This is a genomic window from Azoarcus sp. PA01, from assembly GCA_001274695.2.
Taxonomy (GTDB): domain Bacteria; phylum Pseudomonadota; class Gammaproteobacteria; order Burkholderiales; family Rhodocyclaceae; genus Aromatoleum.
This window is the reverse complement of the sequence record LARU01000002.1, coordinates 57558-70528: the sequence shown is the minus strand read 5'-3', so window position 1 is coordinate 70528 and position 12971 is coordinate 57558. Positions and strand designations below refer to the sequence as shown.

The 12971-nt window shown below is 66.7% G+C and carries 12 protein-coding genes; all 12 read left to right on the top strand.

Translation table 11 applies throughout. The features are described from left to right. Positions 1 to 268 precede the first annotated feature (268 nt). On the top strand, positions 269 to 1696 hold the full coding sequence (locus PA01_01425; GenBank protein ID KON80488.1) for a sigma-54 dependent transcriptional regulator: 1428 nt from the start codon (positions 269 to 271) through the stop codon (positions 1694 to 1696). A gap of 158 nt (positions 1697 to 1854) precedes the next feature. After that, positions 1855 to 2223 (top strand): hypothetical protein, encoded by a 369-nt coding sequence (locus PA01_01420; protein KON80487.1) that lies wholly within the window; start codon positions 1855 to 1857, stop codon positions 2221 to 2223. A gap of 107 nt (positions 2224 to 2330) precedes the next feature. Then, positions 2331 to 2615, top strand: a complete 285-nt coding sequence (locus tag PA01_01415) for a hypothetical protein (protein KON82223.2) — start codon at positions 2331 to 2333, stop codon at positions 2613 to 2615. 24 nt (positions 2616 to 2639) lie between these two features. Beyond that, positions 2640 to 3029 carry a phage holin family protein gene (locus PA01_01410; protein ID KON80486.1) on the top strand — a complete coding sequence of 130 codons (390 nt, stop codon included), beginning with the start codon at positions 2640 to 2642 and terminating at the stop codon, positions 3027 to 3029. Beyond that, the gene (locus tag PA01_18430; GenBank protein ID KAI5913005.1) at positions 3026 to 3430 is read left to right on the top strand and encodes a hypothetical protein; all 405 of its coding nucleotides are present in this window, start codon (positions 3026 to 3028) and stop codon (positions 3428 to 3430) included. Before PA01_01410 ends, PA01_18430 begins: the two co-directional genes overlap by 4 nt. Positions 3431 to 3697: 267 nt before the next feature. Beyond that, positions 3698 to 6619 (top strand): PAS domain-containing protein, encoded by a 2922-nt coding sequence (locus PA01_01405; GenBank protein KON80485.2) that lies wholly within the window; start codon positions 3698 to 3700, stop codon positions 6617 to 6619. Positions 6620 to 7064: 445 nt separating this feature from the next. Further along, positions 7065 to 8036 (top strand): BON domain-containing protein, encoded by a 972-nt coding sequence (locus PA01_01400; protein KAI5913004.1) that lies wholly within the window; start codon positions 7065 to 7067, stop codon positions 8034 to 8036. A gap of 75 nt (positions 8037 to 8111) precedes the next feature. After that, a complete protein-coding gene (locus PA01_01395; protein ID KON80484.1) occupies positions 8112 to 8555 on the top strand; it encodes a PRC-barrel domain-containing protein in 444 nt (147 codons plus the stop codon). A 114-nt stretch (positions 8556 to 8669) separates the two neighbouring features. Beyond that, positions 8670 to 11384, top strand: a complete 2715-nt coding sequence (locus PA01_01390) for an ATP-binding cassette domain-containing protein (GenBank protein ID KON80483.1) — start codon at positions 8670 to 8672, stop codon at positions 11382 to 11384. Between the two features lie 61 nt (positions 11385 to 11445). After that, on the top strand, positions 11446 to 12009 hold the full coding sequence (locus PA01_01385) for a hypothetical protein (GenBank protein ID KON80482.1): 564 nt from the start codon (positions 11446 to 11448) through the stop codon (positions 12007 to 12009). A 118-nt stretch (positions 12010 to 12127) separates the two neighbouring features. Beyond that, entirely contained in the window at positions 12128 to 12607 is a 480-nt protein-coding gene (locus tag PA01_01380; protein KON82222.1) for an MgtC/SapB family protein, read from the top strand. Between the two features lie 97 nt (positions 12608 to 12704). After that, a complete protein-coding gene (locus PA01_01375; protein ID KON80481.1) occupies positions 12705 to 12914 on the top strand; it encodes a hypothetical protein in 210 nt (69 codons plus the stop codon). Positions 12915 to 12971 lie beyond the last annotated feature (57 nt).

The window sequence follows — 12971 nt, the reverse complement described above, 5'->3', positions numbered from 1 at the left end:
GCTCGACGGCAATTGACTGAAAAAATTACAACTTCCCACAATGAGTGGAAGCGGGGAGGACTAGTATCAAGTTGTTAACCTATTAACACGGCGCCCAAATACCGTTCGGGCTGAGCCCTGCGGCCTCGCTCAGGACAGGCTTGTCGCAGCCCTGGCGGTGCCCTTCGACAAGCTCAGGGCGAACGGTTGTCCTGGTGGCACCCTTCAAGCTCAGGGCGAACGGTTTTAACTGACTGCCGGTTGAACGGCGTCGTGCCTCGGAGGAGAAATGTCGAACGTACTGCTGGTCGATGATGACCCGGAATCTCTGGGCTGGCTCACCGAGTTCATCAAGGGCGAAGGCTACACCGTGGCCACCGCCGATTCGTTGCGCGCCGCGCGCATTCATCTCACCCGTTCGACGCCCGATGTCGTGCTCACCGACCTGATGCTTCCGGACGGGCAAGGGATCGAAATCCTCAACGAGCTCGAATCGCGCGACACCACGGAAGTGGTCGTCATCACCGGGCACGCGAGCGTCGAGACTGCAATCGATGCGCTGCGCTCCGGCGCCACCGACTACCTCGTCAAGCCGGTCGACATCGAACGCCTGCGCGGCATTTTGCAGCGGATTCCGAAAGCGGAACATTTCCGCCAGGAAATCGGCGAGTTGCGCAGCGAACTGCGCAAGCTCGGGCGCTTCGGCCACCTCCTCGGCAGCTCACCGCCGATGCACCGGCTGTACGACCAGCTCTCGCGGGTCGCGCCGACTTCGGCGTCGGTGCTGCTGATCGGCGAAAGCGGCACCGGCAAGGAAGTGGTCGCGCAGAGCATCCATGACCTGAGTCGGCGCAAGCGCCACCCCTTCCTGCCGCTCAACTGCGGTGCCGTGTCGCCCCAGCTTGTCGAGAGCGAGCTGTTCGGCCACGAGAAAGGCAGTTTCACCGGCGCCGACCGCCAACATCACGGATTTTTCGAACGGGCCAACCGCGGCACGCTGTTCCTCGATGAAGTCACCGAGATGCGCCCGGAGCTGCAGGTGAAGCTGCTGCGCGTACTCGAGACCGGCACGTTCATGCGCGTCGGCACGAACGAACACATCGCGACGGACGTGCGGCTGATCGCCGCGACGAACCGTTCGCCTCAAAAAGCGGTCTCCGAGGGCCGCATGCGCGAAGACCTCTACCACCGCCTCAACGTGTTCCCGATCTACCTGCCGCCGTTGCGCGAACGCGGCACCGACATCGAACTGCTCGCGGAACATTTCCTCGCCGAACTCAACGCGCAGGAGCAGACGAACAAGCGTTTCTCGCCGGCGGCGCTCGCGGCGCTCTATGCGCACAACTGGCCGGGCAACGTGCGCGAGCTGAAGAACTACGTCCATCGCGCTTTCATCCTCGCCGACGACGTCATCGAACCGGATAACGCGCCGGAGAATCTCCTGCAGAAGTCGAACAGTTCGGTGATCACGATCCGTGTCGGCACGCCGCTCGACGAAGTCAACCGCAGGGTCATGGAGGCCACGCTGATGGAATGCGGCAACGTCAAGCGCAAGGCGGCGGAGATGCTCGGCATCAGCCTCAAGACGCTGTATAACCGCCTCGCCGTCTATAACGCCGGCAAGGAGGATCTCTATGACGAAGAGGATGCCGAGGAGTTTGCGGGCGGGCCGGCCGAGGACGAGGAGAGCCGTCCTTCGGCCAACGGGGTGCAGTGAGGCAGCAGCGGCGAAGCACGCTGCTTCGATGTAAGTCTTACCGCCTGGCGTAAGTCTTACTGGCCATCCGCATTGCATTTCCTGTGGTGCAACGCGTTTTCCCCCTGCATGAAATCTGCTTGCAGGAAGAACACGCTAACTTCCGCGGAGGTGTGCCAATGAGCAAGGAAAACAGGCGCGACCCGGCCAAGCCCCGGCCGGCGGAGCCATCCAGTCCGGGTTATCCGGTCCCCGATGCCGAAGACACGAACCTCGCCCGTCCTCCGCTCCCCGACGAGATGCCGTTGCCGCACGAACGGGACGAGTCGCCTGATCGGCCCGAGCCGGAAGACAAATTGCCGCGCAAGGTGATCGAACAGGCAGCGCGCGACATCCGTCGCGGGCTGCGCGACACGACCGGGCGTGGTATCCCGTCGGACGTTCCGGGCCCGGGTGTGCCGCCGGAACGCTCGCCCGGTGCCGACGTGCCGCCCGACACGTCGGAGGCGACGAACCGCGACCCGCGCGAAGACGAGCGTCGGCGCTGACCGTCCTGACCGTCACTTCGCCCGGGCACGCGGTTTGCTATCGAAAGTACGCCAGCGGCTTTGCTTCGGCAACGGGCTTCGGCAGATCACTCAAAGGAGAACCCAGAATGGAAAACACTACAACGGGTATGCAAGGCACGATGGCCGGGAGCGCGGAGAAGGGAGCGGAGAAAATAGAGCACCTGTCGAGCACGGCCCACGAGGCGGTCGATCGTTTCGCCGGTGCCGCGTCTTCGACGTTGCGCCACGCCGGGGAAAAAGGCCAGGAATGGATGGCGACGCAGGAGCAGATGCTGGAAGGCGCCCGGGAATGCGTCAGACGCCATCCGGTCGCATCGGTGATGATCGCGGTCGGAGTGGGGATACTGTTCAGCCGCTTCACGTCGCACTGATCGCCCCGCGAGCCGGAGTCGATGATGGCGACGGGAACGTACGAAACAGGTCCGGCAGACCCTTCGCTGCCGGGCCTGTTGCGGCGGGTCAAGAGTCTGGCCAAAGCGTATGCATCGCTGGTCGTCGTCGACGCCCGTCACGCGGTGCACCAGATCATCGAAGTGCTGTGCGTTGCGATCGTCGCGGCGGTGCTGGTCGTGACGGCGTGGCTCGCGTTCGTCGTCGCGGTGGCCGGCTGGCTGCTCGCCGATGGTGTTTCGTGGCCGGGAGTGCTGGCGTCTGCGGGTCTGATCAACGTCGCCGCGGCCGCGCTGGCAGGGCTGTGGTTATGGCGTCAGCTCAAGCGCAATCCACCGCTGGCGGCGACGCTGCGGCAGGTCGAGGGCGAGCCGGCACGCGGAGACATACCATGAACACACCTGGAAGATCGCTCGCGGAAGCCGAAGCGCGCGTCGCGCTGGAGCGTCGATTGCTGGACGCCCAGTTCGACGCGTGGCGCGGCCACGTGCGCAGCGAAGTCGCGTCCCCGCGTGGCCTGAGCGCAGCGTTGCTGACGGGGTTTGTCGTCGGCAACGTGTTGCGGCGACGTCCTCGCCGTCAGGAAGCGGGAGCGCCGGTACGCAAGGGTTTTCTCGCCGTGGCGACGGGCCTGGCGCTGTCGGCGTTGCGCTGGCGCTACGGCAACCCATGGGCCGCAGTGCCGCACGTGATGGGATGGGTGCGTCAACAAGGCGCGCTCAGACCTCCTCCGTTCGGCGCAGCCGGATCTGCGTCACCTCCCTATCAAGTGCCGCGCCCAGTTCCAAAACGGTAATTGTTTGCAAAAAAGAACACCGGCAGCGGATCGCGGTCATATTCTGCGTGAGCCGAATGACCTGATTTGCTCTCAGCCGGGGCAGGCGTTTTCGTCCGCGAGGGGCGATCGAAGAAGGTACGGTCGTTTTGCCCGGGTGGACGCAATGCCGGAGGTGGGGCCGCTCCGGTTGGGAGGTGCAGATGACTGAACATGTCGATAAGGACGCGAATGGGCGATAGCGTCTTTCTTCCCGCAAGTGCGGAACGGGTACCGAGCGACTGGGGCATGCGACTCCAGCAATTGTCCGCGTACGCGAGCCCCGCAGTCGTAGTGCTGGCGCTGATCGGCGCGGTCGGATGGTTCGTCGGCAGGCCTGCTCTGGCGACGTTGGGCGTGGAGTCGGTGCCGTTCATGCCAACCAGCATCGTCAAGCTTCTGTTCATCGCATTCGCGCTGCGCGAGCTCGAGCATGCGCCGGCCGCGCGCGCTCGTTTCACTGTCGGTGCGGCAGCTCTTGCCGTCGCGCTGATGTCGGTGATGGCGCTGACGCTCGGACCGGACCCGGTCGGCATGGTCCTGTCGCCGCTGCTGCCAACGGCCGAGCCGGGATCCATTTATGCCCCTTCCGGACCGGCCGTTGGGACCGCAAGCACCTATTTCCTCCTTGCTGCAGCCCTCGCGCTCGCGCCGTTGGGCGAGCCCCGCCTGGTCGCGGCCTCGCGGCTGCTTGCCGTGGCCGTCGGCGGCGTCGCGCTGGTCGCGGTGGTCGGGCTGACTTTTCACCTTGTCCGCCTCAATCTCGCGATTCCTTCGGTCGGCATCGCGCTGCCGGTGGCGCTGGCGCTGCTGATCACGAGCTTCAGCCTGCTGTTGAGGAATCCGCCGCCGCGCTTCATGCAGCTGCTCGAGCACGACTCGCCCGGCGCGGTGATTTTCCGCCGCCTGCTGCCGGTCGCGGTCGCCGTGCCGCTCTTGGCCGGTTGGCTGCAGGCCCTGGGTCAGCGCTTCGGATGGTTCGGCGTGATCGAGAGCGAAGGGGTCGTGGCGGTCGCGATGATCGTCGCGTGCACGGTCCTGATCCTGTGGACCGCCACCCGGCTCGACGAGATGAATACCGACCGTTCGATCGCCGAGCTCCGCGCGAACACGCAGCAGCAGTGGCTCGAGGTCACGCTGGCGACGATCGAGGATGCGGTCATCACCGTCAATAACGAGATGCGCGTCGGGTTCCTCAACCCGGCGGCGGAGACATTGCTCGATGTGAAGGTCGCCGACGCGATCGGCCGGGATCTGCAGGAGCTCGTCATGCTCGTCGATGAAGCGACGGATCAGCCGATGGGGTCGCCGTTCGCGAGGGCGTTTTCGGAGCTCCGCCAGGTGACGATCAGCGGCGAACCGGCGCTGCGCGTGCGCGACGGCAGCGTGCGTGCGGTGGAGGCGACCGCGACGCCGATCCGCGACTGGAAAGGCGGGATCAGCGGCGGCGTGCTGGTGCTGCGCGACGCCCGTGCCCATCGGGCGCGGGAACATGCCGACCGGCAGGCTTACGCGGCCCTCGACCGGCGCGTCGGCGACCGCACGCGCGCGCTGGAACGGACGATGTCGGTGCTGCGCGAGAGCACGACGCTGCTGAGCACGATCGCCGCGAGCACACCGGAGCTGATCGTCGCGAAAAGCCGCGAAGGGCGCATCATGATGGTCAACCCGGCCGCGTTGCAGGCGATGGGGCTGAGCCGCGCGCAGGTCGTCGGTCACAAGGAAGAGAGCCTTTTCGGCGACTCTGAGGAAATGCGCCGCATCCTCGAGAACGACCGCCGCGTCATCGAGATGCGCCGGCCGATCGTCGTCGAGGAAACGCGCACGACGCGCGCCGGCACGCGCACTTTCCTCGTGACGAAGTCTCCGCTGCGCGACTCGCAAGGGCACGTCTTCGGGCTCGTCGGCGTATCCAAGGACATCACCGAGCGCAAGCGTGCGCAGCGCGAGCTCGAACAGCTGCTCGTCGCCGAACACCGCCTGCGCGGCGAGGCCGAACGCGCCAACCGCGCGAAGGACGAGTTCCTCGCGATCGTGTCGCACGAGCTGCGTTCGCCGCTGAACGCGCTCAAAGGCTGGAGCCAGGTGCTTACCGCGTCGAGCAACCTCGAACCCGCGACCGTGCTGCGCGCGGCCGAGGCGATCAAGCGCAACATCAACCACCAGGCGCGGCTGATCGATGACCTCCTCGACACGTCGCGGATCATCAGCGGCAAGCTCGAACTGAACTGCCGCCGCGTCAATCTCGTCGATATCATCCATGCGGCGATCGACCTTTCGTGGGACACCGCGAAGGCGAAACGGATCGAGCTGCGCTTCCATACCGATCGTCCGGTGCTAACGATCAACGGCGATCACGACCGGCTGCAGCAGATCGTCATCAACCTGCTTGCAAACGCCCTGAAGTTCACGCCTGAAGAGGGCTGGGTCGAAGTGCGCCTGACCCAGGGTGAGACGTCGGTGATCTTGTCGGTTGCGGATTCCGGAGTCGGCATCGAAGCCGACTTCCTGCCCCACGTGTTCGACCGCTTCAGCCAGGCTGACACGTCGATGACGCGTCGCCATCAAGGCCTCGGCATCGGGCTTGCGCTGGTGCGCAACCTCGTCGAACTCCACGGCGGCAGCGTGCGGGTCGAGAGTGGCGGCGCGGGCTGCGGATCGGTGTTCACCGTGGAACTGCCCGGGCTGGTACAGGATGCCGTGCCGGGCGAGTCGCTCGAAGCGCGGGAAGGCCGCCCGCCGCGCACTGCGCTCGAAGGTGTCGAAGCGCTGGTGGTCGATGACGAGGCGGACACGCGCGAAGTGATGTCAATGATCCTGTCGCAGGCCGGCGCGCGCGTGCGCACCTTCAGTTCCGGGGCCGAGCTGCTGGCGGTGCTCGGCCGGGCGGACGCGGTCCGCCTGCCGGCGATCCTGCTGCTCGATATCGCGATGCCCGGTGACAGCGGCTTCAGCGTCTTGCAGCGCGTGCGCGAGCTCGCGTCGCTGCCGTTCATCCCGGCCGTCGCGGTGACCGCCTTGAGCCGCCTCGACCGTACCCGCTTCGAACTCGCCGGCTTTCAGGAGTGCGTCGGCAAACCGATCGACGCGCGGATCCTGATCGAAACGATCGCCGCGACGCTCGACGTCGCGGATCGCGACGCGCAACGCCCGCAAGCGTCGGCCGCGTGACCTTTTGCCGCGCCCGCTGGGCGCCCCTAATGACTCGGCAGCCAGATGCCCGTGCAGGCCGAGCCTTTCGGCGTTGCGCGGGATAAATCTGTAGAAGCCCGCGGCAGCGCCCTTCGACAAGCTCAGGGCGAACGGGTTGTGTCAGCGCCCTTCGACAAGCCTGTCCTGAGCGAAGTCGAAGGGCCGGGGCGAACGGTTGTAACGGTTGGGACGGTTGTGAGCGTTGCGACGGTTGCCACGTGTAACGCTTGTATTTGATTGCCGCCTTATAACTACATCCCGCTGTAATCGTTGCAACGTCTTGCCTGATGCGCCGGCCGATCGGGTCGTCGCGAACGGGCTCCTGCAAGGCACGGCGTTTGCCACTCTCGACGGAAGAGGGAACAGGGTGGCCGGGGCAAGACGTCTCACCGGCAGCTCGCCAACCGCCCAGAAGGAGCATGTGATGAAACGACATCGTTCGCAGCCCACGCAACAGCATTACGAACAGCCCCGGCGCGAACAACGCGGGCGCGGCAGCATGCCGGGGCCAAGTTATGGCAGACCTCCGGACGTGTACGGGCAGGGTCAGGGCAGCCGGTCGCCTCAGCCCGAGCAGCTTCAGGGCGGCCAGCAGGGGTTTGACGATGGCGGTTCGGCGGGGGGCTATGGCTCGGTGCGTGAAGGCTCGTTCGGCGGGCGCACCAGCCAGGAATACGGGCGGTCCGGCCAGGACCCGAACCTGCAGGGCTGGCGCAGGGGCAACCCCGGCGGAAGCGTCGGTGGGGGTGGGTACGGCGGCAACCGGCCGTATCACGGGAGTTCCGGAGACGCGGAGTACGGAGCGGTGGATCCCGTGATGGGTCAGTTTCAGCAGGGCGGGGTGCGCGGTGGCTTCGGCGCAGGCGACTATGGCTCGTCGCAAGGCCAGTGGACCCAGGACCAGGAAATTCCCCGTGTCGGCAGCCCGTCGTACAGTCGCACCCCGCAATACCGCGGCATGCCGCTGTGGAGCGATGTCGGACGCACACGCCAAGGGCCGAAAGGCTATTCGCGCTCCGACGAGCGCCTGCGCGAAGTCGTCTGCGAGCGCCTGCTGCAGGACCAGTCGCTCGACGTCAGCGAGGTCGCGGTGAATGTTTCGGACGGTTGCGTGACGCTGGAAGGGACTGTTCCCGAGCGCTACATGAAGCACGTGATCGAAGACGTCGCGGACAGCTGCTGGGGCGTCAAGGATATTGAAAACCACCTGCGCATCCGCGCTCCGGAGCCTCCGCCCGAAGCGCAAGCGTTCGGCGGCTCCGAGGCGTCGTCGGCGAGGGGAGCGCAGGAAACCGGAGCTTCGTCCGGGCGACCGGTATCCGGGCAGTCGGAGCCGGGCGATTCGGGCGGACGAGGAAGCTCCTCCGGCGAGTCGAAAGGACAAAGCAGGGAGTGAGCAGGGCCGGCCGGGCGTCGTTGGTGGTGCCCGGTCGTCTTCATCGTGGAACCTTCATCCAAAAGGAGCAATGACATGGCAAGCATCAATCCTCCCGGGACCCCCAGCACTCAAAAGGCCGGCATCGTCGGTTCGGGAATCGAAGACTCCAGCGGACCCGGCCCCGAAGTCATGGCGGCAAGCACGCTCGAAGGCGATGACGTCGTCAATCGCGCCGGCGAAGACCTGGGCAACATCAAGGAGATCATGATCGACGTGCAGAGCGGCCGGGTCGCGTATGCGGTGCTGTCCACAGGCGGTTTCCTCGGCCTCGGTCGCAAGCTCTTCGCGATTCCGTGGGGCGCCCTGACGCTCGACACGGACCGCAAGTGCTTCATTCTCGACGTCGACGCCGAACGACTCAGGAACGCTCCGGGGTTCGACAAGGACCACTGGCCGAGCATGGCCGATCCCACGTGGGCAAGTGAAATACATGCCTATTACGGCCAGCAGAACTACTGGCAGGGTCCGAGCCACTGATCCATCCACGGCAGCACGGAGGCAGGGCCGGCGGCGGATTTCGCCCCGGCCCTGTTTTTTGCCGAACGATCAGTCTCCCGCAGCACGGGCGCCCTTCACGGGATCGTTGCGCCGATGAGAACTTCCTCACCGCCGTCGACGCGCGGCTTCGTCCTGCGCCTGCTGTCGGCAGCAGTGTTCCGCTATCCGCAGCGCACCGCTGCGGCGCTGGGTCTGGTCGTCCTGTCGAAACTCGCCGTCGTCGCCGTGCCGCTGGCGCTGAAAGCGATCATCGACAACCTCGGCGCCGCACCGGTCGCCGTCCTGCCGGTTTTCCTGCTGCTCGGCTACGCGCTGCTGCGCTTTCTCGGCACGTTCTTCAGCGAAGTGCGCGACGTCGTGTTCGTGCTCGTCACGCAGAAGACGGTGTCGGGATTCCTCCTCGACGTGTTCCAGCATCTGCACCGCCTCAGCTCGCGTTTCCATGCGAAGCGCCGCATGGGCGGCGTCACGCGCGACGTCGAGCGCGGCACGGCGGGCATCGGTTTTTTGCTGGGTGTCGGGCTGTTCACGATCCTGCCGACGATGGTCGAGATCATCGCGGTCATCGTGATCATGACTCTCAACTACAGCGACTGGTTCACCGGCGTCGTTCTCGCGACTTTTCTCGTGTATTCGAGCTTCACGGTGCTGTTCACCGAGCGCCGGGCGATCTATCAGCGTGCGCTCAACGAACTGGACTCGAGCGCGAACGGCCGGCTCGTCGACAGCCTGCTGAACCACGAGACGGTCAAGTACTACACCAACGAGCGCTACGAGCAGCAGCGCTTCGGCACCATCCTCGACGACTGGGTGGACGTCGGCGTCAAGAACCAGAAGGCGCTGTCGATGCTGCACATCGGCCAGAGTGCGATCATCGCGGTCGGTGTCGCCGTCGTGATGCTGCTCGCGGCGCAGAACGTCGTGCAGGGCACGATGACGGTCGGTGACCTGGTGCTGGTCAACGCCTACGTGATCCAGATCTGCCTACCGCTGAACTCGCTCGGTTTCGTCTTTCGCCAGACCCGCGACGCGGCGGTCAACGCCGAGAAGATGCTGCGCCTGCTCGAACAGAAGCCCGAGATCGGCGAAGTGGCGCAGGCCGCGGACCTCGCGGTGTCGCGCGGCGAGGTGCGCTTCGAGCACGTCGATTTCGGCTACGAGGCGAACCGGCAGATCCTGTGGGACGTCAGCTTCACGATCTCGCCGGGCGGCACCGTGGCGGTCGTCGGCGGCAGCGGCTCGGGCAAATCGACGCTGGCACGGCTGCTGTTCCGCTTCTACGACGTCGGCGGCGGGCGCATTCTGATCGACGGCGTCGACATCCGCGAAGTCTCGCTGCGCAGCCTGCGCGCGGCGCTCGGGGTCGTGCCGCAGGACACGATCCTGTTCAACGACACCGTCGCGTACAACATCGCCTACGGACGCCCGGGCGCCTCGCTCGCCGAAGTGATCGACGCGGCGAAAGCCGCCCACGTGCACGACTTCATTTCGGCGTTGCCGAACCAGTACGACACCGAAGTCGGCGAACGCGGGGTGATGCTGTCGGGCGGCGAAAAGCAGCGCATCGCGATCGCGCGCGCGATCCTCAAGAATCCGTCGATCCTGGTGTTCGACGAAGCGACCTCGGCGCTCGACACGCGCTCCGAGCGGGCGATCCAGGACGAGCTCGACCGGCTGGCGAAGACGCGCACGACGCTGATCATCGCGCACCGCCTGTCGACGGTCGTCGACGCGGACGAGATCCTCGTGCTCGAACACGGCCGCGTCGTCGAGCGCGGCTCGCACGACCACCTGCTGCGCCAGGGCGGAATTTACGCGCAACTGTGGCAGCTGCAGCGCCAGCAGCAGGAAGTCGAGCGCGCCGAGCGGGGCCTCGCGACGCAGCAGATCAACCTCGTCGCGCTGCTCGCCGGCGTCGTCGACGGGCTGCGCGCCGCGATCGACGCGCGCGGCATCGGTTTCTACAGCACGATCACCGCCGATCCGGTGCGCATCACCGGCGACCCGGGGCTGCTGCAGCAGGTGATGTGGGCGCTGGCCGAGAACGCGATCGCCTCGACGCCGCCGGGAGGTCGCGCCGAGTGGCGCATCGAGCGTGTCGGCGAGCGCCTGCGCGTGAGCTTCATCCACGCCGGGAAAACGGCCGACGCGCAAGCCTCGCCCGCTGCCGGAGTCCCGCCGCTCGACCTGACGGCGATTCGCGCGATCGTCGAGCAGCACCACGGCACGATCGAGCTGCGGCGCGACCCGGATGGGGACGTTCGGGCGATCGTCGAGTTTCCGCTGCGGGTGACCCCGGCGATCGGCGTCGCCGCCGCGGAGTCCGGCGAAGCCGCTGTCCCCGGCCCTCCGGCGCTCGCGGCGCCGTCGATCTCGGGAATCAACGTGCTGGTCGTCGATGACAGCGCCGAAATACGGGCGCAGCTCGAGGCCCTGCTGAATCGTCACGGCGCGTTGTCGCGCTCCAACCGGTCCGGCGCTGCGGCGCTCCAGGGGCTGTTCGCGCTGCCGCGTTCCCGATGGCCGGACATCCTGGTCTGCGACGTCGCGCTCGGCGACGAGGACGGCTACGAGGTGATCCGGCAGTTGCGTCGCTTCGAGGTCGAGCACGGGTTCGGCCTCGCCGAGCGGCTGCCCGCGATTGCGCTGGGCGCGTATCGCGGCGATCACCGCATGCGCGCGATGCTCGCCGGGTTCCAGGTGTGCATCGCCAAGCCGGTCGATGCCGACGAGCTCGTCGCCGTGATCGCGAACCTTGCCGGACGGCGCGATGCGCCTGCGCCACCGGCTCTCGAGCCGCCGCCCTGACCGGCCACCTTGGCGGCAGTCCACGCGCTTCCCCCGTAACCCCACCCCGGAGCAGCCCGACATGACGACACTGAATGAAGACGCGCCCGTCACCCCCGGTGCCGGTAGCCACTACCTCACGCCTGCCGCGGCCCGCCGCGCGATCGCGCTGGCGGCGCCGATGATCGAGCACGCGATGCGCGACCGCAGCGTCGTCGGCAGCGGCTTTCTCCACATCGTCGTCATGGACCCGTGCCGGCCGTCCGGCAGCGTGGCGTTCGAGGACGCAATCCTGCACGAGCACGCGTTCGGCGATCGCGCCGCGTGGGACGCCGATTACGCGGCGTTCGCGCGCGCGAAGGCGCGGCTGAGCTGGCTGACCGGCAGGGACGGCCGGGTCCTGCAGCAGCAGTTCCCGCACCTGCTGCGCACCGGCGACACGCTGCTCGCCGGCGGCGTGTGTCTCGACGGCATCGTCGTCGCCGCGAGCGGCGCGTTTCCGTGGTACGACGAGGTGTTCGCCGGCACCGTCGCACTGTGCTTGCGCGCGCTGGCGCGAGAAGCGCGCGAGGCGGAGCGCGACGCGCTGAAGCTCGGGCCACGCGCGCCCGACCCGGAACCGCCGTCGCTTTTGCGGCCGCGTTGAGGATCGGTCCGGCCGAGGGCGGCCCAGGGCACCGCAATTGCTCGTCGGTGCGTGCCACGCGCCTGCGGGCTGCACGACTTTCCGCGCGCCGCGCATCCGCGGGGCCCCGGAGGCCGTCTTGGATACGATCCTCGCCGAACTTACTGCCGGACTGGGCGGGTTCCAGGAACTCGTCAGGCCCATGCTGCGGCTGATGGTTGCGCTGTTGTGCGGCGCCGTCATCGGCATGCAGCGCGAACGCGCAGGAAAGGCTGCCGGGTTGCGCACACATATTCTCGTTGCCGCCGGCTCGACGCTGTTCGTCATCTCGGCGGTGGAAGGCGGCATGGACAGTTCAGGAATGTCGCGCGTCATCCAGGGGCTGATCACCGGCATCGGTTTCCTCGGCGCAGGCGCGATCCTGAAGCGCGAACGGGAAAACAACATCCGCGGGCTGACGACCGCGGCGGGGATATGGATGACGTCCGCGATCGGCGTGACGATCGGGCTGGGGCGTTTCGGCGTTGCGATCGCGGCGACCGTGATCACGTGGATCGTGCTTTCGGTGCTGCGCCAGATCGAAATCCGGGCCGGCACCGAAGACGTCGACCGCCCCTGAGCGACCGCATCCCTCGGGTTTGATGATGCGCAGGAACCCCCCGACGCGCCCGGCGTCGTATCGATACGTCTTCACCGTGGTCGACAAGGAGATTTAAATGGCCAGTACAGAACGGGAACCCGCCTGCACCGATCCTTCGGTGCATAAGCCGAAGGATTCGCACGTCGAGGATCTGATCGACGAGTCGAGCGAAGAGAGCTTTCCGGCAAGCGACCCGCCGGCCGTGTCCCCGAAGCGCGACCCGGTCGCGCCGAAGACTCCCGAAACTCCCGCACGGGGCGACGAGGCGAAGAAAGAAGGCGCGTGACCCGGGAAGGCCGTGACCGACACGGGATCCGGCCAAAGGATCCCTGTGCGGAGTGAC